Consider the following 24,554-nt stretch of genomic DNA (forward strand, 5'->3'; position numbering starts at 1 on the left):
ATCAGTCCACCTTGGCGCCCGAGGCCTTGACCACGGGGGCCCAGCCGTCGACTTCCGACTTGATGAACTGGCCGAATTCGGCCGGCGTGGTCTTCACGCCCACGGCGCCCAGCTTTTCAAAGCTGGTCTGCACAGAGGGCTTGTCCAGCGCCTGCTGCATGGCGGCGTTGAGCTTGTTGATCACTTCCGGCGGCGTGCCGGCCGGGGCCAACAGGCCGAACCAGGACGACACGTCGAAGTCCGCAAAGCCCGATTCCTGCATGGTCGGCAGGTCCGGCGCGCTCTTGGAGCGCTCACGGGTGGTCACGGCCAGCGCGTTCAGCTTGCCCGACTGGGCGTGCGGCCAGGCCGACGGCATGTTGTCGAACATGAACTGCACCTGGCCGCCGATCAGGTCGGTCATGGCCGGGGCGCTGCCCTTGTACGGCACGTGCAGGACGTCGATGCCCGCCTTCATCTTGAACAGCTCGCCCGCCATGTGGATGGAGGTGCCGCTGCCGGACGAGGCGAAAGCCAGCTTGCCCGGGTTCTTCTTGGCGTAGTCGACCAATTCCTTCACGGACTTGACCGGCACCTGGGGATTGACCACCAGGATGTTCGGCACCTTGGCACCCAGGGCGACCGGTGCGAAGTCCTTCGTCAGGTCGAACGAGACGTTCTTGTAGAGCGTCTGGTTGATGGCGCTGGTCACCGCCACGAACAGCAGCGTGTAGCCGTCGGGCGTGGCGCGCATGACCTGGTCGGTGGCGATATTGCTGCCAGCGCCCGGCTTGTTTTCAACGACGAACGACTGGCCGAGGGACTCGGTCAGTTCCTTGGCCATGATCCGGGCGATCACGTCGGTGGTGCCGCCGGCCGAGAAACCGACCACGATACGGACGGGCTTGTCGGGATAGGCAGCGTGGGCGGAACCCATTGCAAATGCGCTTGCGGCGGTGGCCAGAAGGGTGGCGGCCAGACGCCGCATGCCAGGCTTGTGACCTGTAGTCATAGTGTCTCCGTGCAGGTACTGTCCATTAGATGGACGATTTGAATTATTGGATGAACGCATTCTGCGCTATACATGCGGATGGCATCAAGGTAGAGTCCACCCTACGGACAATGGTTTTCCCTCGTCCGTTCGTTGATAACCCTTAGTTTTCAGAGATTTGCATGCAAGACAGCGATGCCGCGTCCGCCGGCCCACGCACGCTACGCCGTGGGTTGGCCGTGCTGGCCGCCCTGCGTGACCAAGGCCCGGACGGCCTGAGCGTGACCGACATTGCCCGGTTGACCGGCATTCAGCGTCCCACCATCTATCGGTTGCTGGCAGCGCTGCTGGACGCCGGCCTGGTGTTGCCGGTCACGGGCACCAAGAAGTACCGCGCCCAGCTGGCCGTGGACCCGGACACGCGTTCGCGCGACCCGCGCGTGCGCCAGCTGCTGCCCGTGCTGCGCCGCCTGGCCGACCGCACCGGCGACGCCGTGTTCCTGGTGGTGCGCGAAGAAGACGATTCCATCAGCCTGCATCGCGAGATCGGCAGCTATCCCGTGCAGATCCTGGCCACGTACGCGGGCAAGCGCCAGCCGCTGGGCGTGGGATCGGGCGGCATGGCGCTGCTGGCCGCCCTGCCCGACGACGTGGCGCGCGGCATCGTCGAGCGCAACTCAGGCAGGCTGGACGAGTACGGTGGCATGACGCCGCAAGAGATGTTCCGCCTTATCGAAAACACCCGCGCGCGCGGCTATTCGGTGGTGGGCAACCATGCGGTACGCGGCGCCCTGGGCGTGGGTTGCGCGCTGCTGGATGCGCAGGGCGCGCCCCTGTTGGCGGTCAGCGTCACGGCCATCATCGACCGCATGCCCGCGCAGCGCCAGCGCGAGATCGCAGGCTGGATCAAGACGGAACTGGCGCGGCTGGCAATGCCGGCCTGAACCGGGGATCGGCCGGGTCGCTGTCATGCACTGAAAAAAGCCACGAAGCCGAGACGTAAAAAAATGGGAGCCCCGCGAGGCTCCCATTTTCATGCCTGACGCCCTGCGCGCCTCGTTCAGGAAGCCGCGGCGCCGGTTTTGGGGTTCTGGATCTCGCGAAGCGGGATCGGGGCCTGGAAGCCGGCCTCTTCGAGGGCGCGGCGGATTTCCTGGTACAGGCTCCAGCGCAATTCCCAGTACTTGCCCGACTCGGCCCACACGCGCACGTTCACGGTGACGCCGTTTTCCTTGTAGTCGAACACCTTGACCTGCGGCGCCGGATCCTTCAACGCATCGGGACGCGCATCCACGATCTGCTGCAGCTTGGCGACCACCGCATCCAGATCGTCGCCATAACGCACCGGCACGGGGATATCCAGGCGGCGCGTCTTGTTGCGGCTGTAGTTGGTGATGGTGGCGTTCCAAACCGTGCTGTTAGGCAGCGTGAGATGAATGCCATCGCCCTGCACGAGACGCGTGAGAAACAGGCCCACCTCCTCGACCGTGCCGTCGGCGCCCGAACTGAGGGCGATGTATTCGCCGGCGCGGATGGGGCGCAGGATCAGCAGCATGATGCCGGCCGCGATGTTCTGCAACGTACCCTGCAAGGCCAGGCCGACGGCAAGACCGGCGGCGCCCAGCACCGCGATCAGGCTGGCCGTCTGCACGCCAAAGCGCGCCAGCACCGCGATCACCGTGAAGATGCGTACCGCCCAGATCACGGTCGTGGAGAACATGGGAACGATCGTGGGATCGATCTTGGGCGACCGCGTGGCGGCCCGGCGAACCCAACCGCCCAGTAACGACGACACCCACCAGCCGATGCCCAGAATAAGCAAGGCGACGAGCAGATTGATGCCCATATCCATCAGCCTCGGGGCCCAGATATAGAACTCTTTGACGGCCTCATCCATGGAGGAACCTCCTGCGAAAAAAATCGACGGAAGAATGTATCAGAAGCGGCTTGCGCAAAGCGTCGCGGCGCCTGGCGGGAGTGTCAGGCTTTGTAAAGAGAACCGACCTGCAGCATAGGTCTTCCGGCGCCGGCAGGCAAAGCCGCGTTACGCAGGCACGATGCGAAAGTGGTTGTCCCACGAAACATCGCGCGACGGCGGCAGGACCGGCTTCTCCTTGCCTTGAGCGTCGGTGCGGATCATCGCGCCCAAACCGCTCGTGACCAGAAAGCCGTCTTGCGCGGCGGGCGCGACGCCGCAGCCGTCGGCAAGCGCGGTGGTCCCCAGGCATTTGCCGCTGGCGGCATCCCAGTAGATTACCTGCCCGCCAACCGGGCTGGACGTGGCCACGATGCCGCCTGCGGCATCGACCGCGACGGAGCCGACGTAGTTGCGCATGTTGCGCAGCGTCTCGGGCGGTCCTTCGAACAGTTCAAGCGCCGCGCCGCGGCGGTGCCGTCCAACCAGCGCGGGCCGGTCGGCGGCCGGCCCCATGTACTGGCAACCGAACCACACCGCGCCATCGGCCGCCAGCGCCAGATGCCGGATCGACAGCCGATGCAGCGAAGGCGCGAGCTCCACCTTTTCCAGCAGCTGGCCGGTGGCCGCGTCGATATACGCGAGCGACGGCCGCATGGTGTCCAGGTTCAATTCCAGCTTGCCGTAGTCCGGATGCGTCAGGATGCCGCCATTGGCCACGCATAGCGTCTTGCCGTCCGGCAGCAGCACGACTTCGTGCGGACCGATGCCGCCGGCGTCGAACTCGCCCACGCGCCGGTAATCGCCGCCCGGCGTGGCGTCGTACAGACCCAGCACGCCGCGCCCGGCCTCGAAGTCGTTTTCCGTGGCGGCCAGAAGCCGCCCGCCTTGCACGAACGCGCCGTGGCCGAAGAAGTGGCGGTCGTCGGGCAGCGCCAGCGCCACCGGCTCGCCCCCGGCCAGCGAAAACCCCAGCGCGAAAAAGCCCGGCTGGCGGCCGAACACGACCGCGCGCCCCGCGGCGCCATCGATCGCAAAACTGTGGCCGCGGGCGGGCATCGGGATGGCCAGGCGGTCGCGGCCGGTCTCGTCCAGCACCACGGCCTCGTCGCGCCCGCCACGCTTGCGCGCGGTCAGATACAGCGGCCCGCCACCGGCTGGCATTGCGGCGCGCGCGGCGGCGGGCGGCAAGCCCAGCGCGGCGGCCAGCGCCAGGAACCGGCGCCGGTCAATCACCATCGAGCGCATTGAATCCAATGGTCACGCCCAGCGCAGGCGCCAGGTTCTCGTCAACGATGGCCTTGGCGTTCTTGAGCGTCAGCGATGCCAGCATGAGCAGACGGCGTCCCTCTTCACTGGCCAGCGCCGCATCCAGCGGCACCGGCACATCGCGCAGCGTCTGCGCCGCGCTGGACAACTCGCCCCGCACCGACGCATCCATCCAGCCCTCGCCCGCCGGCAACGGGTACGCGCCAGCCACATAGAACGCCTTGAGCGCGTCCACGTTGGCGGCCAAGAGGCTGGTCGACAGATTGCTGCGCCAGAACGCCGCCCGCTTTGGCCGCGCGGCCTGCGGCGAATCGCCCAGCACCGGTTCGATCTTGACGTCGCGTGCGAACTGCAGTCCGGTCGACAAGGCCTTCATGGCCTCGGCCGCCACCTCCTGCGAACTGCGGTACAGGTCGTTGCCCGGCTTGGGCGCGGCGAACTGACGGCCGAACGCGCCCTGCGGGCTCCAGGCCTCGCCCACATCGCGCGAGATGCTCGCCACGTTGGACGCGATGGCCGTGGCATAGCCGCAGGCGTAGGCAAAACCGGGCGCGCCGGTCTGCTTGAGCAGATCCGGTTCGCCATAGAGCACATATTCCAGCGCGGGCAGCCCTTGCACCGCCACGCTGCGTCCGGCCAGCGCGCCGGGCTGGAGCAGCGCGTCGTCCTGGGCCGCGATCAGCGCCTGCACCTGGCGGGGCATCACGCCACGCGTATCGGGCCAGAACGCCAGCCGCTCGAAGCGGTTGGCCTGCACCAGCGGGCCGAAGCGCAGGATCTCGACCCCCGACCACGCGTGCGCCAGCGTGCCGAAGGCGTCGCCGACGCGCTTGGCGCCTGCCGCGTCAGGCTTGGCGCACCAGCCGCCCAGCGCCCCTTCCAGGGCCGCGGCGGCGTCCGTCATCTTGGCCACCGCCGGCCGCGCGTAATCGCGCGCCAGGCGTTCACCCAGGTCGGCGGGCAAGGCGCCCTGCGCGGCAATCGGCGCAGACAGCGGGGCCGCCAGCATCAGCGCCACGGCCGCGGCGCGCTTGAACGGAAGGCGGACAGAACGGGCCATCACAGCGACTCCAGGAAGCGGATCAGGTCCGCGCGTGCGTCGGGCGTCATGTTCACGACGCGGTCGCGCGCGGGCTGGGCCGCGCCGCCATGCCACAGCACGGCTTCCAGCAGCGTGCGGGCGCGCCCGTCATGCAGCCAGGTGGCGTTGGGATTGACGGTCTTGGTCAGGCCGATGCCCCACAGCGGCGGCGTGCGCCATTCGCGGCCGGTGGCCATGCCGTCGCTGACGCCGTCGGCAAGGTCGTCGCCCATGTCGTGCACCAGCATGTCGGTGTACGGCCAGATGAGCTGGAAGCGGTGTTCCGGCTGCTTGGCATTGCGGCTGGTCACGTACTTGGGCACGTGGCAGGCCACGCAATTGGCCTCGTAGAACAGCTTCTTGCCGGCCAGCACGCGCGCGTCGTCCGCATCGCGCCGCTGCGGCACCGCCAGGTTCGTCGAATAGGTGGTGATGAAGTCCATCAGCTTGGCCGGCACTTCCTCCGGGCCGAAGCGCGGCTGCGCGCCATGCGGCATGTCCAGGCATTGCGGCTGCGCGGCGGTGCAGTCGCCGGAATGCTTGGGGAACATCGGCGTGGACAGGCCCATGTCATTGGAGAATGCCGCGGCGCTTTGCTGCTCGACCGTCGGCTGTCCGGCTTTCAGGTTGAAGCGGCCCAGCGCCCGCTCGCCGGTGCGCGCGTCGGTGACCCAGTTGGCCTTGCCGACGATGCCGTCGCGCTTGTCCGCGCCGATGTTGGCCAGGATGTCGGCCTCGTGGATCGATTCCAGCAGGCCCAGGCCGATCATCGGCGGCGCCAGCCGCGGCGAGATCTGCGTGTCCGCGCGCATGGGCCCGTAGCCCAGGTTCTCGATGCGGTAGGTGGGCTTCATCAGCGTGGCGGTCTCGCCGCCGCGCAACGCCACCGGCACGGGTTCGTACTCGATCTCCATGCGGCCCTCGGCGGGCAGGCCCGCGACCGCGAAATTCTGAAGCTGCACGCCGTAGACGGGTTCCGGCAAGGCCGCGATCTCGCCGGCGCCCAGCTTGGGATGCCCCCGGTCCGCGCCTTGCGGCACAGCCAGGCGCAGCAGCAAGGCGACGGCGTCGGTGCGTTCCAGCGGATCGAAGCCCGGCACCGTGCCGCGGCCGTCCTTGGTGTGACAGGCCTGACAGGAGCGCGCATTGAAGAGCGGTCCCAGGCCGTCGGACGCCTGCGTGGACGCGGGCGCGGACACCCAGTCCTTGCGGAACAGGCCGTTGCCGACCTGGAATTCCTGGCGGCCTTCAAAGCTCATGTTGGCCGACGGCTGCGAAAAGATGTCGGCGTTGATGAGCTTGTTGGTGGTGGCGGCGCCGGCCTGCATGGTCTCGAACGATTCGATCTTCGAGAAATCCTGCGTGGGCGCCGTGATGGCGGTGACGCGCTTCTGGTCTTCGGGCGTCAGGTCGTCACGCCCGCCGGAAGCGGCGGGCGCGGCGGCGGCGCCGGCATGGGCCGACGCCGCCAGTACGGCGGCTAATACGAGTTTCACTTGAATACGGCGTCAGGTTTGTCCAGGCTGTCGGAACCTTCGATGGCGACCTTGCCCAGTTCCAGCAACGTAATCACGCGCTCCAGGCTGCGCGTTTGCGCCACCAGGCTGTCGATGGCTGCCTGCACCACCGCGTTGCCCTCCTTGTTGCCGTCCGCGATCATCTGGTCATAGGTCTCGACCGTCTCGGCGCGGGTCTTCATGGCCTGCATGGCCGCGACCGTGGCGTCCAGCTTGGCGCGCACCTCGGCGTCCAGCTTGGGATCCTTGGCCTTGACCAGTTCCGACAGGCTCGCGCCCGACACGGTCTTGCCGTCGATGCGGGTGTACGAACCCAGATAGACATTGCGGATGCCGATCTGGTCGTAATAGTGCGAGTTGTGCGTGTTGTCCGAGAAGCAATCGTGCTCTTCCTCGGGATCGTGCAGCATCAGGCCCAGCTTCATGCGCTCGCCCGCCAGTTCGCCGTACGACAGGCTGCCCAGCCCGGTCAGCATGGCGATCAGGCCCGCCTTCGGATCCTCTTCTACGGCCTTGCGCGCGGCGCCGTCCTTCTTCCAGTTGCCCACCATTTCTTCCAGGTCGGTCACCAGCAGGTCCGTCACGGCCTTCAGGAATTCGATACGGCGTTCGCAGTGGCCGCCGGTGCACTGCTTGGGATCGAAGTCGGTGTGCGGGCGGTTGCCGGAATGGCGCTCCTGCGGCGTGCCCTTGCGGTCCTTGGGCGCGGCGCCGGTGCCGTTCAGGTCCTGGCCCCACAGCAGGAATTCGATCGCGTGGTAACCCGTGGCCACGTTGGCTTCGTTGCCGTCGGCCTCGTGCAGCACTTCGGACAGCAGTTCGGGCGTGATCTTGCTGACGTCGACCGTCTTGCCGCCCACCGAGATCTTGGAATTGGCGATGACGTTGACGGCGTAGAAGGCGTTCTCGTCGTTTTCGGTGCCGTAAGACGCGTCGACATAGTCGATCAGGCCTTCATCCAGCGGCCATGCGTTCACGCGGCCCTCCCAGTCGTCGACGATGGGATTACCGAAACGGTAGGCCTCGGTCTGCTGGTAGGGCACGCGCGCCACGATCCACGCTTCGCGCGCGGCCTTCAGGGTGTCGGCGCTGGGCTTGGCGACCAGCGCATTGATGGCCTCGCGCAGCTTCTTGGCTGCCGTCAGCGAATCCTCGTAGCCGGCCAGCGCCAGATCGGAGTACGTGGCGACCACGGCCTTGGGTTCGACGGCGGCCATTGCCGTTCCGCCATACACCGCAGCAGCCAGCACCGCCCCCAAAAGCAACTTGCGCATCGAATCTCTCCCGTCATCCGGACGGCTCGCCCCCGCGGCGGACCGTTCCGGCTTGAATTTTGTGGATGCGAGTGTAAACAATTTTCGTTTGTTATTCAGGCCCTGTTCAGATAGCTGACAACTTTTTGAACAAAAAAAGTATGCTGCGGCAGGCCGCAAATAGTCTTGCCGGCCCTGCTTTTTCACTCTGGAATTCGCCCCATGGAATTGCGCCAACTCCGTTACTTCGTCCGCGTCGCCGAACTGGGCAGCATTGGCCGGGCCGCGCGAGACCTGGGCGTGGTGGCCTCCGCGCTCAGCCAGCAGATCAGCCGGCTGGAAAGCGAGCTGGCCACGCGGCTGCTCACGCGCAGCACCACGGGCGTGACCACCACGCCCGCCGGCGCGGCCTTCCTGCGGCAGGCGCAGTTGACGCTGCGGCACGCGGAAAGCGCTGTCGCGGCCGCGCGCGAGGCGCGGCTGGCCGGCACGGTCAGCATCGGTTTCGCGCCCACCACCGCGTCGCTGCTGGCGCGTCCGTTCTATGCCGCCATGACCGAGCGCTATCCCAACGTGCGCCTGCATCTGGTCGAGGGCCTGTCGGGCAACCTGGGCGACCTGCTCAACGCCCGCCGGCTGGATCTTGCCGTCCTGTTTCAGAACGACAGCGCGCAAGGCCGCAGCGTGGTGCCGGTGCTGGACGAACGCCTGTTCCTGCTGGCCCCGCGCGGCATGATGGAGCGCCCCGATGGCGAGCCCGTCCGCATGGCCGACCTGGCCGGGCTGCCGCTTGCCGTCACGAGCAAGGCGCACGGGCTGCGCGCGTGGGTCGAGGCGGCCTTCGAGCGAGCGGGCATCGAGCCCTGGATCGGCGTCGAGGTCGACGGCCTGACCACGCTGATGGACCTGGTGCAGGCCCATCCGATCGCGACGATCCAGCCCGGCGCGGCCGTGGCCCGCGTCGAAACCGGGCTGCTCAGCATGCACCCCATCGATGACCCATATCTCTTTCGCCGCAACCAGATCTACTGCATCAGCGACGACGAACTCTCGCCCGCGGCCCTGGCCGCGCGCGTGGTGCTGCTGGACGCCATGCGCGCCCTGGTCCGGCACGGCGGCTGGCCCGGCGCCACCCTTCTCGATTCGTGATGCCCCCATACGCTTAGGATCCCTAGGCGGTCGGTTTTCTTGAAGATAAATTGATCCACATCAAGTCGCGGCAGCGTGTCGCGACGATTTACCTTCACGAAATCCGATGACCACTACTCCGAATCGCCCCGGCCGGCTGGGCATTTCCTCCATGCGCCCCCAATGCTCCGACGCCGAGTGGCAAGCCCGCGTGGATCTGGCGGCCTGTTACCGGCTGGTCGAGCTCTACGGCATGGCCGACATGATGGCCAACCACATCTCGGCCCGCGTGCCCGGCGAGGACAACGCGTTCCTCATCAACCCCTACGGCATGATGTACGAGGAGATCACGGCGTCCAGCCTCATCAAGGTCGACCTGGACGGCACCATCCTGTCCAAGCCCGATTTCGGCGATCTGAACTACGGCATCAACAAGGCCGGCTATGTGATCCACAGCGCGGTGCATGCCCACCGCCACGAGGTGGACTGCGTCATCCACACCCACAGTTGGGCGTCGATGGCCGTGTCGTCGCTGGAATGCGGCCTGTTGCCGCTGACGCAGACCGCCATGCGCTTTCTGAAGATCGGCTACCACGATTACCAGGGCGTGGTGCTGGGCACCGACGAACAGGCCTCGCTGCTGGCCGATCTGGGCCAGGGCGAGGCGCTGATCCTGCGCAATCACGGCGCGCTGACCGTGGGCCGCACCGTGGGCGAGGCCTTCAACTGGATGCACCGCCTGGAACTGGCCTGCCGTTCGCAATTGGCGGCCATGGCAACGGGCGCTCGGCTTCAGCCCGTGCCGCAACCGGTGCTGGAAGAAACCTGGAACAACTACCAGCCTGGCACCCGCCGCCCCTACGGCGTCATGGAGTGGCCCGCGCTCTTGCGCAAGCTGGACCGGATCGATCCCGGCTACCGCGACTGACCTTCCGATTTTTCAGCGTCCCGGCCGGCGTGGCGGCACGGGGCCCTCATCACACGACAACGACCACGCGAGGAGACATCATGAAAACTGCCCAAGCCCTGCTCGCTTGCGCGGCGCTGGCGGGCGCCTGTACCGCGCCCGCCGCCATCGCCGCCGGCTATCCCGACCGGCCGGTCAAGGTCATCGTGGCCTTCTCGCCCGGCGGGACCACCGACACGCTCACCCGCAGCGTCACGAACACGCTCACGCAGAAGCTGGGCCAGCCCTTCGTCGTGGAAAACAAACCCGGCGCGGGCGGCAACATCGGCACCGAGTACGTGGTGCGCGCCGCGCCCGACGGCCACACGCTGATCGTGAACTCGGTCGGTCCCATCGCCGTCAATCCGTCGCTGAACAAGCTGTCCTACGATCCGCTCACCGACCTGGTGCCGATGGTGCAGATCGCGACCGTTCCCAACGTGCTGGTCGTGCCGCCGTCCTCGCCCGCCAAGGACATCCAGGGCTTTCTGAAATACGTGAAGTCCGCGCGCGATCTGAACTACAGCTCCACCGGCGTGGGCACCTCGTCGCACCTGTCCAGCTACATGCTGATGGACGAACTGAAGGTCAACGCCACCCACGTGCCGTACAAGGGCGCGGACGCCGTGAACGACCTGCTGGCCGGCCGCATCGACTTCATGTTCGCAACCATTCCGTCCGTGATCGGGCACATTCGCGCCGGCAAGCTGCGCGCGCTGGCGGTCAGCACGCAGCAACGGTCCGCCACCCTGCCCGAGCTGCCGACCATCGCCGAATCCGGCTATCCGGGTTTTGACGCGGGTTCGTGGTTCGGCTTCTTCGCCCCCAAGGGCACGCCGCAGCAGGTGGTCGATCTGGTCAACCGCGAAGTCAACGCGACGCTGCCCGCCTTGAACGAGCAGATGCTGCGTGAAGGCGCCGAGCCGGTCGGCGGCACGCCGGCGCAGTTCGCCACCTTCATCAAGCGCGAACACGACAAGTGGGCCGTGCTGGTCAAGAAGTTCGATCCGCAGGCGCATTGACGCGCTGGGCCGCAAGCGGCAAGCCGCTACGCGAGGTCCGCCCCCTCCAGCTTCCACCCCAGCGCGTACCACCACGCTGCGGCGGGATCGGCATCAAAAGCCGCGGCGGCGCCATCGCGCAAGGTTCGCGCCGCGGCCGGCGTGCTGGCCTCGACGACAAACAGCGGCGACAGCACGCGGCCGCTGGCGGACTCTCGCGGCAGCGGGGTGCTGAGGGCCGCGTCGGGCACCAGCAGGCAGGACCGCACGAAGCCGTCGACCTCACGCAATTCGGCGCCGGCATTACGCGCCAGTCCCACCGGCGCACCCGCACAGCCCACCGGCAAGGGCAGCACCACAAGCTGGCTGCCGCTGCCCGCGCCGGTCACCGCTTCCACCGCGCACACGCGGCGCATCGGATCGCGCATGCGGTCCAGGTTGGCCACCGACCAGGCGGTCTGGCGTTCGAACGCGGCGCGGTAAGCCGCCGTGGTGAACGCGCCCAGCGACTGGGTGCGGTACAGGCCCAGATACTTGCGCCCGCCCTGCACGGACACATAGCGCGCGCCCGACAGGAAGCCGGGAATCCGCACGCGTTCCTCGACATGCTCGCGGTCGTACCAGCGGTTGAAATCGGGTTCATCGGCGGGATCGACGTCGGTCGCGACAAAAAGCAGCCCGTTGGGCACAAGCGGGAATTCGGAATCAGGCGTCATGGCGGCAGAGGGTCTGGATGAGCAAGGCCTCATCTTCGGGCGCAGGCCGCCGCGCGGCAAACCAATAAATCTTGCGCCCGGCAACAGAATTACTGAAAGCGATCCGGGGTTTTCACCCTTGCCAACGGGCCGGTTCGGCCTGCGGGGCCACCACTGCGGCCGTGAACTGATCCGACGCGCGGCAGGCCAGCTCGGCGACCAGCCGAATGGCGTCAGACCCGCCGCTTTCCAGGTAGCTCACCACCAGCAGTTGCGGCGGCGCCGGCAGATCCGTGCGGATCACCTGGATCTCGCCGCGCGCGACGTACTCATAGATGGGGGGCAACGGCACAAGCGCGCGGCCGAACCCGCTGCGCACCAGCCGCGCCAGCGCCGAGATCGAGCTGACGAAATGCACCTTGCCTTGCGGCATGCCCACCTCGCGGTACAGCGCCTTGAGCGCCTCGTGCGGCTGCGATCCCGGGCTCATCGTCAAAACCGGCTCGCCCAGCAGGTCATGCACCGTCATGGCGTCTTCACCCCCCGCCGGCCCGACCCATCCCATTTCCATCGGCAGGCACGGCATGCTGATGATGCCCGTATCGTTCAGCACGTCCGTCTGGAACGCGATGTCCAGCGTGCCTTCGCGCAGGCCGCGATGCAGGGCGCGCGTGGTTTCCGACGTGAGCTGCACCTCGATGCCCGGATACGTCGACCGCAGGTTCGTCAGAAAACCGATCAGCCACGTATGCACGACGGTTTCGATCGCACCGATGCGCACCAGGCCGGCGACCTCGTCGCCCCGCTTGCCCAGCGACAGGATCTGCTGCCGGATCTCGAGCAGACGCTCGCCGTAGTCCAGCAGCCGCGTGCCGACCGCGGTCAGCTTCAGCTCCTTGGCGTCGCGTTCGAACAGGCGCGCGCCGATGTCTTCTTCCAGCGACGCGACGCGGTTTGCCACCGCCGCCTGCGTGATGTGCAGGCGGTCGCTGGCGGCGCGGAAACTGCCCAGCCGGGCGGACCACAGAAAGGCTTCGACAAAACGCGTGTTCATGGGCCAGATGCTACTGCCATCCCGGCGGGCGCGCGCATGCCCTCCCGCGCGGCAAGCCGCTATGTCCCCTTATGTGGTGCGCCTTGCACCATTTTGGTTCACGCCGGGCACCAGCCTGAAGCGGCAAGCGGGCGCGCCACGGGGCGAACCCTCCCGCGCGCAACCTGGCACGGGTATTGCTTGATGACTGGTATGCAAGCTTGTCTACAAGCGCCCCCACTCAAGCAGCCCAGGAGCCCCACATGATCGATCGCAACGCACCCTACGCCTTCAACGCCACCCGCCGCCGCCTGATCCAGGGCGCCGCCATGGGCGCCGCGGCGCTCGCCGCCCCGGCGCTGGTGCGCGCGCAATCGGGTCCGGTCATCCGCATCGGCTTCTGGCCCGTGGCCGCAGGCCTGCCGTTCTATGCCGCCATCGAGAAAGGCTACTTCAAGGAAGCGGGCCTGAACGTCGAGGCGCTGAAGTTCGCCGGCGCGCAGCAGGTCATGGAAGCCATGCTCGCGGGCCGTGCCGACGGCAGCGCCAACGGCACGGGCTCGGCCAACCTGGCCATCGGCGAGATCGCCTCGCCCGGCCTGTTCAAGATTTTTGCGTCCAACCCCAGCAACGTAAAGAACGTGCTGGACGAGTTCATCGTCGCGAAAGACAGTCCCATCAAATCCATCGCAGACCTCAAGGGGAAAAAGGTCGGTTCTGGTCCCGGCATCCAGAATTCCACGCTGGCCAAGGCAGTACTGGAGCGCGCCGGCGCAACCGGAGCAACCGTGGTCGAGTTGGCAATCAGCCAGCACGTCGCCGCGGTTGCCGCCGGCCAGTTGGATGCGTGCTACACGCTTGAACCCACGGGCACCGTGGGCCGCCTGAACGGCACGACCCGCGTGCTGGAAACGGGCGTGATCGCCAAATACGTGCTGGGCGATCCCATGGCGCCGTGGTTCGGCGGCTCGGCCTCGCTCACCACCGCCTTTCTGAAAAAGCATCCCGAGGAAAGCAAGAAATTCATCGCCGCGTACGCGCGCGGCATCGAACTGATCCGCACCAAGCCCGCCGAGGCGCGCCCCTTCCTGAAGGGCTACACCGCCATCGAAGGTCCGATGACCGAGGAAGTGCCGCTGGCCGCCTACACGCTGCACAACGAGTTCACGCCCAGCGACGTGCAGTACTTCCAGAAGTTCTTCGACCTTTTCACCGACAAGGGCATCTTCGCGCAAAAGGTCGACGTCTCGACCATGCTTTACAAGGGCTGATCCATGACCGCGACCACGGCTACGGGCGCCACGCCCGCCCCTTCCACGGCCTCCAGCACCGCGCCGCCCAAGGCGCAGCCGGCCATGTCCAAACCGCCGCGCAAGTTCAACAGCGTGCGCCTGCTTCCTTTGATCGGCCCGCTGGCGCTGTTCATCGTGTGGGACCTCGTGGTGCGGCTGCAGCTGGTCAGCCCCGTGCTGCTGCCCACGCCCAGCGCCACCATCGTGGCGCTGGTCAAGGGCATGGCGGGCGGCCCGCTGCTGGCCGACTTCCTGTCCTCGCTGAACCGCACGGTGCAGGCTTTCCTGATCGCCGGCGTGATCGGCGTGCCGCTGGGCGTGCTGCTGGGCAGCAATGAAAAGGCCTACCGCAGCGTCGAGTTCCTGGTGGACTTCTTCCGCTCCACGCCGTCCTCCGCGCTGATCCCGCTGTTCCTGATGATCTTCGGCGTGACCGACATGAACAAGATCGCCATCGCCGCCTTCGCGGCCGTCCTGGTGATCCTGTTCAACAGCGCCTACGGCGTCATCAACGCCCGCAAGCAGCGGGTGATGGCCGCGCGCGTGATGGGCGCCTCGCGCTGGCAGATCTTCAAGGACGTGCTGATCTGGGAAAGCCTGCAGCCCACCTTCGTCGGCCTGCGCAGCGGTGTGTCGATGGCGCTGGTCATCGTGATCGTGGCCGAGATGTTCATCGGCTCGGACAGCGGCCTGGGCAACCGGATCATCAATGCGCAGCAGGTGCTGAACGTGCGCGAGATGTACGCCGCGATCCTGGCGGCCGGCGCGCTGGGCTATGTGCTCAACATTCTCTTTCTCGTGCTGGAAAAGCGCGTGGTTCACTGGAGCGGCCGATAATGTCCACCGTCATCAATCCCGCCATCGCCCCCGGACCGGCCGCCGCGCCTTTTCAACCGGGCCCGCTGGGCACGCACATCACCATCCGCGGGCTGACCAAGTATTTCGCCGGCTGGCCGCTGTATGAAGACTTCAACCTGGACATTCCCAAGGGCAAGATCGTCTCGGTCTTCGGTCCCAACGGCTGCGGCAAGTCCACGCTGATCAACATGATCGCGGGCCTCATCCCCATCGATGCCGGCGAGATCCTGTTCGACGGCAAATCGCTGGCGCAGACCAAGATCGGCTACGTGTTCCAGAACTACCGTGAAGCCATGTTCCCGTGGCTGCGCACCATCGACAACATCGCCTATCCGCTGCGGCTGGAGGGCCGCAGCAAGGCCCAGGTCGACGCGCGCGTCGAGGAACTGGTGGCCTCGTTCGACGTGAAGTTCGATCTGAACCGCTATCCCTACGAACTTTCCGGCGGCCAGCAGCAGACCGCCTCGATCATGCGCGCGCTGGCGCCCGGGCCCGAGGTGCTGTTCCTGGACGAACCGTTTTCGGCGCTCGACTTCGAGATGACGCTGTTCATCCGCGAGAAGCTGCAGGAAGTCTTCCTGCAGACCGGCACCACCATGCTGCTGGTCTCGCATGACCTGGAGGAAGCCGTGTACCTGGCCGACCAGGTGCTGCTCCTGACCAAGCGCCCCACGCGGGTCGCCGAGATCCTGGACTACACGGATGCGCGCCCTCGCACGGTCGAGACGCTGTCCGAGCCCAGCTTCATCCAGATGAAGAAACTAAGCCTGGAGATCTTCCAGCGCGAAGTGCGCAAGTAACCCACGCCATCACCGGGAGCATCCGCCATGACACAGGAAACCATCGACCAATACGTGCGCAGCGCGCTGGCGCTGTCGGGGTATGCGCTGCGCGAGTCCGCCACCGAGCAGGTCGCGCAGCAGTTCGCCCGCATCCACGACATCGCCGCCGCGTTTGCGGACGAACCGCTGCCGGTGGAACTGGAATCGGCTTCGGTGTTCCGCCCGTGACCGGCCCCGCTCACGATATCGCCCGCCAGGTGCGCAGCGGCGAACGCAGCGCCGTGGCGGTGCTGGACGCCACCCTCGCCCGCGTGCGCGAGCGCGATCCCCGCTACAACTGCTTCACGGCCCTGACGGAAACCCGCGCGCGGCAGGAAGCGCTGGCCATCGATGCGCGCCGGGCGCGCGGCGACACGCTGCCGCCGCTGGCCGGGGTGCCTTACGCCGTGAAGAACCTCTTCGATGTCGCCGACGAAGTCACGCTGGCCGGCGGACGCGTCAACGCGTCCAACCCGCCCGCCAGCCGCGATGCGATGCTGGTGGCGCGGATGCGCGAGGCGGGCGCCGTGCTGATCGGCGCGCTGAACATGGACGAGCACGCCTACGGCTTCACCACGGAAAACACGCATTACGGCGCGTGCCGCAACCCGCACGACACGGCCCGCATCGCGGGCGGCTCGTCCGGCGGCAGCGCCGCTGCCGTGGCCGGCGGTCTGGTGCCGCTGACCCTGGGGTCGGACACCAACGGCTCGATCCGCGTGCCGGCCTCGCTGTGCGGCGTCTTCGGCCTGAAGCCCACCTTCGGCCGCCTGCCGCGCACCGGTTCCTTCCCCTTTGTCGGCAGCCTGGATCACCTGGGGCCCTTCGCGGCCAGCGTCAGCGATCTGGCCGCGGCCTACGACGCGTTGCAAGGCCCGGACGAGTCCGACGTCGCCTGCGCGCAGCGCCCCGCCACGCCCGCGTTGCCGGCCCTCTCCGAGGGCGCGGGCGCGCTGCGCGTCGGAGTGCTGGGCGGCTATTTTTCGGAATGGGCGGGGCCGCAGGCGCGCCGCGCCGTTGAGATTGCCGCGCGCGCGCTGGGCGCCACCGATGAGGTCGACTTTGCCGCCGCGGCGCAGGCCCGCGCCGCCGCCTTCGTCATCACCGCGGCCGAAGGCGGAGCGCTGCACCGCCGCCGGCTCGTCACGCACTACGACTACTACGAACCGCATTCGCGTGACCGCCTGGTGGCCGGCAGCCTCGTCCCTGCTGCCTGGGTGCAACAGGCGCAGCGCGTGCGCCATCGCGCCTATCTCGAAGCGCTGGCGCTTTTCGAACACTACGACGTTCTCATCGCCCCGGCCACGCCCGTCAGCGCCACGCCCATCGGCGCGGACTGGCTGACGCTGGCGGGCAAGCAACTGCCGGCCCGCGCCAGCATGGGCCTGCTGACGCAACCGATTTCCGCGATCGGCCTGCCCGTCTGCACCGCGCCCACGTGGCCGGAGCTGGACGAGGACGGCCATCTGCCGCTGGGTGTGCAGCTTATCGCCGCCCCGTGGCGCGAGATCGACTGCCTGCGCGCAGCCCATGCGCTGGAACAAGCCGGCGCAGCTCGCGTCCGGCCAGTCTGACGCCCATTCCGCCCCACCACCCGCAACGCCTGGAGCCTCGACATGGACACCGCCTTCGCCGCCATCGACATGCCGCGCACGCTGGCCGACTCCGCGTACACCGCGCTCAAGCGCGACATCCTGGATTTCCGCCTGGCCCCGGGCGACCGCTTCACCGAGACCGAGATCGCCGACCGCCTGCAGGTCAGCCGCACGCCCGTGCGCGAGGCGTTGTTCCGGCTGGAGCGGGAAGGCTATCTAGAGGTGCGCCAGCGCAATGGATGGCTGGTCAAGCCGCTGGATTTCGAAACGCTGGATCATTTCTATGAGCTGCGCAGCGTGCTGGAAGCGGCCGCGGTGCATGCGCTGTGCGCGCCGGACCAGTCGCCCGATCCGCTGCTGGCGCTGCGCCCGCTTGCCGAGACGTGGCTGGTGGACGAAAGCGAGCGTTCGAGCGATTGCGAATGGCTGGCGGATCTGGATGAGCGCTTTCACGTCGAGCTGGTGGCGGCCGCCGGCAACCCGGAGATCGCGCGCGTGCACCGCGCCGCCACCGAGCGGATCCGCATCGTGCGGCGGCTGGATTTCACCCAGCCCGACCGCATCGGCACCACGTACCGGGAACACGCCGCGATCCTGTCCGCGGTCCTGGCGCGCGATGCCGTGGGCGCGGCAGACCTGTTGCGCGCGCATATCCGGGACAGCCAGAACGCGGTGCGCAAGATCACGCTGCACCGGCTCTACTCGACCCGCCGCGCCAAGGCCGCGTGAAGGTGAAGGACACCGCCGCGCCCGGCGCGCGGCTTAGCGCCCCCGCGGCCTCAGCCGGCGCGCAGCCAGCGCTGCAGCACGCGCGAGATGAACGGCATGCAGAAGAACACCATGATGGGTGTAAGTACCACGCTCGTGATCAGCACGCGCCAGAACACCGGCAGGATGTTCAAGTGTTCGCTCACCAGCATCGAGAACACCAGCAGCACCGGAAAGTAGGCCAGCCAGATGCTGACCGCCTGCTTCCAGCGCGGCGGCGTGCTGGCCTTGGGCGCAAACCAGCCTTCCGTGCCCTTCACGCGATGCTCGTGGCTCGCCCGCACCAGGCTGGCGCCGCGCTCCAGCCACATGCGGCGCGGCAGGGATTTCTCCCACCGGTTCAGGCTCGCCTCGTCCGTGAAGCGCAGCAAGATCTGATATTCGTCGCCGCCTTCGGGCGGCTGCAGCACGCCAGATCCCAGAAACCCCGGGAAGCCCGCCGCCAGGATTTCGCCCTGGCGCATCCAGGACAGGAAATCGCTATAGCGTTCGGGCGCGATGTGCCGCGTCACCATCATGGTGACCGGAACGGAAACGGCGGATGCGGACATGGTGATACTCCTGGGGCAGCGTGCAGCGTGTTATGCACGTTAACCCTAGCAAACGGCGTGCCAGCCTTGCAGCGCAGCAATCCCGCCTTGCGAGGGCTTACCGGGTCTGGCGCGTGGATATTTGCGCACCGCAACACACCCCATATTGGTGATTACCCCTACCTCACGCACCAAGCTGGTGCATACCGGAGATAAGCAGCAATGGACATCAATCTGCCCGACGTCGTGGCCGAGGTCACCGCGGTTGTCGAACGCTATGAAGCGGCGCTGGTTTCCAACGACGTGGAAGTGCTGGACACCCTGTTCTGGAACAGCCCGCATACCCTGCGTTACGGCGCCGGCGAAAACCTCTACGGTTACGACCAGATTCGCGCCTTCCGCGCACAGCGTTCGCCGCAAGGCCTGGCAAGACAGGTCCTGCGCACCGCCATCACCACCTATGGCCGCGACTTCGCCACCGCCAACCTGGAATTCCAGCGCGACGGCAGCGCGCGCACCGGCCGCCAGAGCCAGACATGGATGCGCACCCCCGAAGGCTGGCGCGTCGTCGCCGCCCATGTCAGTCTGATGACGTGACCTCGCCAATCGCCCGCGTACCATCAACGCGCGTGGGACCTGCGGGCATCAGGCCGACATTGCCAAACGCCATGTGAATATTCGCAAACGGCATTGAGCCCGGACTTCTGCAGGTCTACACTGGCCGTTCCCTTTTCCTTGTTGGAGCCCCTGCTCATGAGCACATACAAGATTGCGGTTTTCGTCGGAAGCCTGCGCGCCGCCTCGATCAATCTGCGCGTGGCGCGTGCGCTGGAAAAGCTGGTTCCGGCCGACTTCAAGTTCGAGTATGTGAGCCTGGGCGACATCCCGCTCTACAACCAGGACAACGAAAACAACCTGCCCGCCCCCGCCGCCAAGCTCAAGCAGCAGATCGCCGACGCGCAGGGCATCCTGTTCGTGTCTCCTGAGCACAACCGCTCGGTCCCGGCCGCCATCAAGAACGCCATCGACTGGGGTTCGCGTCCGTGGGGCCAGAACTCGTGGACCGGCAAGGCCGTCGGCATCCTGGGCGCATCGCCCAGCGCGGCGGGCACGGCCATGATGCAGCAACATCTGCGCAACATCCTGGCCGCCGAAGGCGCCAACGCGCTCACCACACCGGAAGTCTTCCTGCAGTATTCCGAAGGCCTCGTCGACGACCAGTTCACCATCACCAACGAAGGCACCCGCAAGTTCCTGCAGGGCTGGGTGGACCGCTACGTCGACTGGATCAAGAAAATGAACGCCTGATCTGCCGCCGACGCCGGCCACGCCCCGCGCGTGCCGGCGCCGATCGCCCGATCTACCTCCGGGCGATCAAGCCCCTCGATGCGTCGAGGGGCTTTTTTTATGGTCGGGTGTCAGACGCCCTCGCATTTTCCAGCTCGCCCCCACTTATCCCCTCCAACTGTGGAGAAAGGTGAGGACAGCCTTGGGGCAGATCCAAAATTTCCTGTCTCGGCAAGCACTTGCGACGCGCGGTCAATAAATGCGCAATCATCCTTATGGACGATTTCTGATGGAGTTATCCCCGGTTTTCGGCGTTGTTGGGGGTGTCAGGGCGACGGCGCACGCCCGAGTGTGGATTTGTCCCCGCCTTCTGTGGACAAGGATGAGGACAGTATGAGGGCAGGTGGAAAATCCTGTTTCATATCAATGCCCTGCGGAGCGTGGTCAAGAAAGGCCCAAACGTGGTTTAACCGTGCTGGGGTTGTCCCCGCCGAATGTGGATAAGCCTGAGGACAGTCTGCGGGTACTCTGCCAAAAGCCTTGCAGATCATCGACTTGCAGGGTGCGGGCAAGAATCGCTCACCGTGCTGCCGCCGCAGCGCGTGGGATGAGGATGAGATGCGACGGTGGACAAGCGGACAGGCTTGTCCCCATGGAATGTGGACAAGCCTCTGAACAGTCGCACAACAAGTACAGAAACTCGTTATGCGACAGTCACTTGCGAGGCGTGGTCAAGCAATGACCAGCGGCGGGATCAGGAATCGCCTTCCAGGCGCATGCCGATCTTCAACCCTACCTGCCAGTGCGCCACCTTGCCGTCCTTGATGTGGCCGCGCACTTCGGTCACCTCGAACCAATCCAGGTTGCGCAAGGTTTCGGACGCGCGCTCGATGGCTTTCGCGATCGCATCGTCGGTGGACTTGGTGGAAGAGCCCACCAACTCGATCTGCTTGTAGACATGATTCGACATAGCTCGTCTCCGCATAGGGGGTGAGTCGTGAATCGTCGGTGCTTTCGCCGTGTTCCGGCGCTTACGACCGGCAATCCATTCGAACACACAGGATACCTGCGCAGCGATAGCCTAGTGTTACGAGTTCCGTCGCGCGGTCTCGACCGGCGACGGAATCGCTTTTGCAATGCGAAGCAAAGGAGATCACCATGCCTGAACGAAAGACCATCGAGCGCGCGAAGCGGGACAAGCGCGAAGGCAAATCAGCATCGACGCAAGCCGGCGAATTCGTGCGCGAGGAAATCGACAATGTGCGCGAGGGCAAGCATGGCGTGCGATCCAGCAAGCAGGCGATCGCAATCGGCCTGTCCAAGGCGCGCCGCGCCGGGGTGAAGCTGGGCACGCCCAAGAACGCCAGCGCCGAGACCAAACGCAAGGCAGCGCAGGACACCCGCGCGGCGCATGACGGCCATGCCAAGTCAAGCACGCGCTCCAAGGCCACGACCAAAGCCCTGAAGAAGGAAAGCACCAAGCCCGCGTCGAAGTCCGCACTGTCACGCAACGCGACCAAGACGGCCAGCAAGCGCACGGCTGCGGACCGCTCGGCCGCCGCGCGCAAGGCAGCGGCGACCAAGGGTGCGGCCGGCCGCTCAGCCGCAGCCAAGAAGGCGGCACGCACGCGGGCGGCGAACAAGCAGGCCGCAGGCGGGCATCATGCGGCGCATTGATATGGCGCACTGACGAGGCGAACGAATGCGGCGTGGCGATACCGCAGCAATTTCTGAACGCGCGGCTAGCCCGCCTCGAATGCCTTGAACCGTTCCTGCAGAAATTCCCGCAAGCGCCGCACCGCGGGCGATAGCAGCATGCGATGCACGCACAGCAGATAGAGCGGCGACGGCTCGCTGCCATAGCCGGCCAGCAGCTCGACCAGCCGGCCCGCGCGCAAGTCGCTCAGCACGTCGTAGCGCGATTTGTACGCGATGCCGTGCCCAGCCAGCGCCCAACGCCGCACCAGGTCACCGTCGTCGCCCACGCGATCGCCTTTGACGGGAATGGTGAGGCTGGTCCCCTCATGCTCGAAAGTCCAGCGATCGTGCAGCGTTTCGCCCAGCACGAACGACAGGCAGTTGTGGCGGCGCAGGTCCGCCGGCGTTTGCGGCACGCCGTGCCGCGCAAGGTACGCGGGCGCCGCGCATACGACACGCCGGTTGTGTTCGGATAGCGGCAGTGCGACCAGGCTGGAATCGTTCGGCGTGCCGTAACGCACGGCGATGTCGACCGGTTGCCGGTACAGGTCCGCCAGCCGGTCGCTGATGCGTAGCTGGAAGTTGACGCGCGGGTGCTGGCGCTGGAACTCGTCCAGCCACGGCAGCAGCACGTGGCGGCCCAGGTCGGACGGGATCGATACCGACAAGGTGCCGGCAATGTCCGTCTTGTCGCGCGCCATTGCGTTCTTGCCGGCTTCCAGGGTGGATAGCGCCGAGCGCGCATATTCCAGGTAGCGTTCGCCATCGCTGGTCAAACGCAGGCTACGTGTCGAGCGCACGAAAAGCCGCGTTTCCAACGCCTCTTCCAGCCGCTTGAGCGCGGCGCTGGCCACCGCCGGCGTCAGGTCGAGCTCGCGCGAGGCGGCGGAGAAGCTGCCCAGATCCGACGCGGCGACAAAGATCTTCAAATCCTCGAATCGGACCAATTCGCCCTCATTTTCAAAAATTTATTGAAACTGCCTGCGATGCTAGCCCGTTTTTCATCGGTGCGGAGTGGGTAATCATGCATTCATTCCCCCGACACGCAAGGAGTCGCCGCATGAAAATCGAACTGAACGGCAAGAAGGCGCTTGTCACCGGATCGTCCGGTGGCATTGGGCTGGCGATTGCCATTGGACTGGCCGAGGCCGGCGCGCAGGTCGTCCTGCACGGCCGCAATGCAACCAAGCTGGCGCAAGCCGGCCAGACCGTCACGCAGCAAGTTGCAGGCGCCCAGGTCACGACCGTGCAGGCGGACCTGGCCACCGCGGACGGCGCCGCCTCGGTATGCGCCGCGCATCCCGACGTGGACATCCTGGTCAACAATGCCGGCACCTTCACGCCCAAGTCCTTCACCGAAATCACCGACGACGACTGGCAGTCCATGATGGACACCAACGTCATGAGCGGCATCCGGCTGTCGCGCTACTACCTGCCGCGCATGCTGGCCGCCAACTGGGGCCGAATCGTGTTCATTTCCAGCGAATCCGCCGTGCAGATCCCGGCCGAGATGATCCACTACGGCGTCAGCAAGACCGCCCAGCTCGCGGTCTCGCGCGGCCTGGCCGAGCTGACCGCGGGCACCAACGTCACCGTCAACGCCGTGCTGCCCGGCCCCACCCGGTCCGACGGGGTCGCCGACTTCTTCGCGGAAATGGCCAAGGAGCAAGGCGTCTCGCAAGCGCAGATGGAGCAGGACTTCATCGCCCAGCATCGCCCCACCTCGCTGCTGCGCCGGCTGGCCACCGTGCAAGAAGTGGCCAACATGGTCGTCTACACCTGCTCGACCCAAGCGTCGGCCACCAACGGCGCGGCCCTGCGCGTGGACGGCGGCGTGGTCCGCTCCATCATCTGAACCCCTGAACCGCCGGACGCTCCCGCCATGAAAGCCATTGCCTACTTCAAGAACCTGCCCGCCGACAACGCCGACGCCCTGCAGGACATCACCGCCCCCGAACCCGTGCCGGGCGACCACGACCTGCTGGTGGACGTGCACGCCATCTCGGTCAACCCCGTGGACGTCAAGATCCGCGCCAACCGCAAGCCCAAGGACGGCCAGCCCGAAATCATCGGCTGGGACGCCGCCGGCATCGTGCGCGCGGTCGGCGCGCGCACCAGCCTCTTCAAGCCGGGCGACCGCGTCTGGTATGCCGGCGCCCTGACCCGTCCGGGCGCCAACAGCGAACGCCATGTCGTGGACGAGCGCATCGTCGGCCACATGCCCAAGAGCCTGGATTTTGCGCAGGCGGCCGCCCTGCCCCTGACCACGATCACCGCTTGGGAACTGTTGTTCGACCGCCTGCGGGTGCTGGACAACGCCGCGCCCAGCCAGCGCAGCCTGCTGGTCATCGGAGCGGCAGGCGGGGTTGGCTCGATCCTGGTGCAGCTGGCGCGACAGCTCACCGGCCTGACCGTGATCGGCACGGCCTCGCGACCCGAGACCCAGGCCTGGGTGCGCGACCTGGGCGCGCATCACGTCATCGATCACACCCAACCGCTGGCCGGCGAACTCAAGCGCATCGGCTTTGACAATGTGAGCTATATCGCCGGCCTGACGCACACGGACACGCATTTCCCGCAGATGGCCGAAGCGATTGCGCCGCAGGGCAAGATTGCGCTGATCGACGACCCGGCCGTGATCGATGTGCGGCTGCTCAAGGGCAAGTCAGCCTCGCTGCATTGGGAATTCATGTTTGCCCGGCCGCTGCACAACACGCCCGACCTCATCGCGCAGCACGAACTGCTGAACCAGGCTGCCCGCCTGATCGACAACGGCACGCTGCGCACCACGCTGGGCGAGCACTACGGCAAGATCAGCGCGGAAAACCTGCGCCGCGCCCACGCCTTCATCGAAAGCGGCAAGGCGCGCGGCAAGATCGTGCTGGAGGGGTTCTAGA

The 24,554-nt window shown here is 66.7% G+C and carries 26 protein-coding genes; 15 read left to right on the top strand and 11 right to left on the bottom strand.

Annotation, left to right across the window (positions count from 1 at the left end; genetic code table 11):
• Window position 1: 1 nt before the first annotated feature.
• Window positions 2-991: a tripartite tricarboxylate transporter substrate binding protein gene (locus tag H4P35_RS17820; RefSeq protein WP_056323484.1), complete on the bottom strand. Its 990-nt coding sequence runs from the start codon at window positions 989-991 to the stop codon at window positions 2-4.
• 161 nt (window positions 992-1,152) lie between these two features.
• Between H4P35_RS17820 and H4P35_RS17825 the strand changes: the two genes are divergently transcribed.
• Complete coding sequence (locus H4P35_RS17825) at window positions 1,153-1,914, top strand: IclR family transcriptional regulator (protein WP_056323481.1); 762 nt, start codon at window positions 1,153-1,155, stop codon at window positions 1,912-1,914.
• A gap of 116 nt (window positions 1,915-2,030) precedes the next feature.
• Here H4P35_RS17825 and H4P35_RS17830 read toward each other — a convergent pair whose 3' ends face one another.
• The 5 genes from H4P35_RS17830 to H4P35_RS17850 form a co-directional block, all read right to left on the bottom strand.
• Entirely contained in the window at window positions 2,031-2,867 is an 837-nt protein-coding gene (locus tag H4P35_RS17830) for a mechanosensitive ion channel family protein (RefSeq protein ID WP_062839220.1), read from the bottom strand.
• 147 nt (window positions 2,868-3,014) lie between these two features.
• Window positions 3,015-4,124 carry a DUF1513 domain-containing protein gene (locus H4P35_RS17835; protein WP_226849491.1) on the bottom strand — a complete coding sequence of 370 codons (1,110 nt, stop codon included), beginning with the start codon at window positions 4,122-4,124 and terminating at the stop codon, window positions 3,015-3,017.
• On the bottom strand, window positions 4,114-5,214 hold the full coding sequence (locus H4P35_RS17840; protein ID WP_226846396.1) for an imelysin family protein: 1,101 nt from the start codon (window positions 5,212-5,214) through the stop codon (window positions 4,114-4,116). Before H4P35_RS17840 ends, H4P35_RS17835 begins: the two co-directional genes overlap by 11 nt.
• Entirely contained in the window at window positions 5,214-6,731 is a 1,518-nt protein-coding gene (locus H4P35_RS17845) for a di-heme oxidoredictase family protein (protein WP_226846397.1), read from the bottom strand. Before H4P35_RS17845 ends, H4P35_RS17840 begins: the two co-directional genes overlap by 1 nt.
• Window positions 6,728-8,026, bottom strand: coding sequence for an imelysin family protein (locus H4P35_RS17850; protein ID WP_056323468.1), 1,299 nt, complete (start codon window positions 8,024-8,026; stop codon window positions 6,728-6,730). Before H4P35_RS17850 ends, H4P35_RS17845 begins: the two co-directional genes overlap by 4 nt.
• Window positions 8,027-8,227: 201 nt before the next feature.
• Between H4P35_RS17850 and H4P35_RS17855 the strand changes: the two genes are divergently transcribed.
• The 3 genes from H4P35_RS17855 (at window position 8,228) to H4P35_RS17865 (ending at window position 11,101) form a co-directional block, all read left to right on the top strand.
• Window positions 8,228-9,154 (top strand): LysR family transcriptional regulator, encoded by a 927-nt coding sequence (locus tag H4P35_RS17855; protein WP_152385017.1) that lies wholly within the window; start codon window positions 8,228-8,230, stop codon window positions 9,152-9,154.
• 106 nt (window positions 9,155-9,260) lie between these two features.
• Window positions 9,261-10,061 (top strand): class II aldolase/adducin family protein, encoded by an 801-nt coding sequence (locus tag H4P35_RS17860; RefSeq protein WP_226846398.1) that lies wholly within the window; start codon window positions 9,261-9,263, stop codon window positions 10,059-10,061.
• A gap of 80 nt (window positions 10,062-10,141) precedes the next feature.
• A complete protein-coding gene (locus H4P35_RS17865; RefSeq protein ID WP_226846399.1) occupies window positions 10,142-11,101 on the top strand; it encodes a tripartite tricarboxylate transporter substrate binding protein in 960 nt (319 codons plus the stop codon).
• A 26-nt stretch (window positions 11,102-11,127) separates the two neighbouring features.
• Here the strand turns inward: H4P35_RS17865 and H4P35_RS17870 are convergent, their stop codons facing one another.
• Window positions 11,128-11,796: a DUF4286 family protein gene (locus tag H4P35_RS17870; protein ID WP_226846400.1), complete on the bottom strand. Its 669-nt coding sequence runs from the start codon at window positions 11,794-11,796 to the stop codon at window positions 11,128-11,130.
• Between the two features lie 112 nt (window positions 11,797-11,908).
• A complete protein-coding gene (locus H4P35_RS17875; RefSeq protein ID WP_056323455.1) occupies window positions 11,909-12,829 on the bottom strand; it encodes a LysR family transcriptional regulator in 921 nt (306 codons plus the stop codon).
• Window positions 12,830-13,071: 242 nt separating this feature from the next.
• On the opposite strand from H4P35_RS17875, the gene H4P35_RS17880 reads away from it, so the two are divergent.
• From H4P35_RS17880 to H4P35_RS17905, 6 genes are read left to right on the top strand one after another with little or no spacing between them, the layout of a single operon-like run.
• A complete protein-coding gene (locus H4P35_RS17880; protein ID WP_226846401.1) occupies window positions 13,072-14,079 on the top strand; it encodes an ABC transporter substrate-binding protein in 1,008 nt (335 codons plus the stop codon).
• A gap of 3 nt (window positions 14,080-14,082) precedes the next feature.
• A complete protein-coding gene (locus H4P35_RS17885; RefSeq protein WP_370638932.1) occupies window positions 14,083-14,937 on the top strand; it encodes an ABC transporter permease in 855 nt (284 codons plus the stop codon).
• A complete protein-coding gene (locus tag H4P35_RS17890; RefSeq protein ID WP_056323449.1) occupies window positions 14,937-15,758 on the top strand; it encodes an ABC transporter ATP-binding protein in 822 nt (273 codons plus the stop codon). Before H4P35_RS17885 ends, H4P35_RS17890 begins: the two co-directional genes overlap by 1 nt.
• A 27-nt stretch (window positions 15,759-15,785) precedes the next feature.
• Window positions 15,786-15,968 (top strand): DUF4089 domain-containing protein, encoded by a 183-nt coding sequence (locus tag H4P35_RS17895; protein WP_056323446.1) that lies wholly within the window; start codon window positions 15,786-15,788, stop codon window positions 15,966-15,968.
• Entirely contained in the window at window positions 15,965-17,353 is a 1,389-nt protein-coding gene (locus H4P35_RS17900; protein WP_226846402.1) for an AtzE family amidohydrolase, read from the top strand. The genes H4P35_RS17895 and H4P35_RS17900 overlap by 4 nt, the downstream gene beginning before the upstream one ends.
• A gap of 42 nt (window positions 17,354-17,395) precedes the next feature.
• The gene (locus H4P35_RS17905) at window positions 17,396-18,103 is read left to right on the top strand and encodes a GntR family transcriptional regulator (RefSeq protein WP_226846403.1); all 708 of its coding nucleotides are present in this window, start codon (window positions 17,396-17,398) and stop codon (window positions 18,101-18,103) included.
• 50 nt (window positions 18,104-18,153) lie between these two features.
• Here H4P35_RS17905 and H4P35_RS17910 read toward each other — a convergent pair whose 3' ends face one another.
• Window positions 18,154-18,693 carry an antibiotic biosynthesis monooxygenase gene (locus H4P35_RS17910; protein WP_180098250.1) on the bottom strand — a complete coding sequence of 180 codons (540 nt, stop codon included), beginning with the start codon at window positions 18,691-18,693 and terminating at the stop codon, window positions 18,154-18,156.
• 201 nt (window positions 18,694-18,894) lie between these two features.
• On the opposite strand from H4P35_RS17910, the gene hpxZ reads away from it, so the two are divergent.
• Window positions 18,895-19,269 (top strand): oxalurate catabolism protein HpxZ, encoded by a 375-nt coding sequence (gene hpxZ, locus H4P35_RS17915; RefSeq protein ID WP_226846404.1) that lies wholly within the window; start codon window positions 18,895-18,897, stop codon window positions 19,267-19,269.
• A 156-nt stretch (window positions 19,270-19,425) separates the two neighbouring features.
• A complete protein-coding gene (locus H4P35_RS17920) occupies window positions 19,426-19,980 on the top strand; it encodes an NADPH-dependent FMN reductase (RefSeq protein ID WP_056323434.1) in 555 nt (184 codons plus the stop codon).
• Between the two features lie 733 nt (window positions 19,981-20,713).
• On the opposite strand, the gene H4P35_RS17925 is transcribed toward H4P35_RS17920, so the two are convergent.
• Window positions 20,714-20,929, bottom strand: coding sequence for a dodecin (locus H4P35_RS17925; RefSeq protein WP_062842102.1), 216 nt, complete (start codon window positions 20,927-20,929; stop codon window positions 20,714-20,716).
• Window positions 20,930-21,117: 188 nt separating this feature from the next.
• On the opposite strand from H4P35_RS17925, the gene H4P35_RS17930 reads away from it, so the two are divergent.
• On the top strand, window positions 21,118-21,636 hold the full coding sequence (locus H4P35_RS17930) for a DUF6496 domain-containing protein (RefSeq protein ID WP_056323428.1): 519 nt from the start codon (window positions 21,118-21,120) through the stop codon (window positions 21,634-21,636).
• A gap of 65 nt (window positions 21,637-21,701) precedes the next feature.
• On the opposite strand, the gene H4P35_RS17935 is transcribed toward H4P35_RS17930, so the two are convergent.
• Window positions 21,702-22,604 carry a LysR family transcriptional regulator gene (locus tag H4P35_RS17935; RefSeq protein WP_226846405.1) on the bottom strand — a complete coding sequence of 301 codons (903 nt, stop codon included), beginning with the start codon at window positions 22,602-22,604 and terminating at the stop codon, window positions 21,702-21,704.
• A 113-nt stretch (window positions 22,605-22,717) separates the two neighbouring features.
• Between H4P35_RS17935 and H4P35_RS17940 the strand changes: the two genes are divergently transcribed.
• Both H4P35_RS17940 and H4P35_RS17945 read left to right on the top strand, forming a co-directional pair.
• A complete protein-coding gene (locus H4P35_RS17940; RefSeq protein WP_180098247.1) occupies window positions 22,718-23,512 on the top strand; it encodes an SDR family NAD(P)-dependent oxidoreductase in 795 nt (264 codons plus the stop codon).
• Window positions 23,513-23,539: 27 nt separating this feature from the next.
• On the top strand, window positions 23,540-24,553 hold the full coding sequence (locus H4P35_RS17945) for a zinc-binding alcohol dehydrogenase family protein (protein ID WP_226846406.1): 1,014 nt from the start codon (window positions 23,540-23,542) through the stop codon (window positions 24,551-24,553).
• Window position 24,554: the final 1 nt, after the last annotated feature.

The sequence above is a fragment of the Achromobacter sp. 77 genome (assembly GCF_020541125.1).
In the GTDB taxonomy this organism is placed as follows: domain Bacteria; phylum Pseudomonadota; class Gammaproteobacteria; order Burkholderiales; family Burkholderiaceae_B; genus Achromobacter; species Achromobacter mucicolens.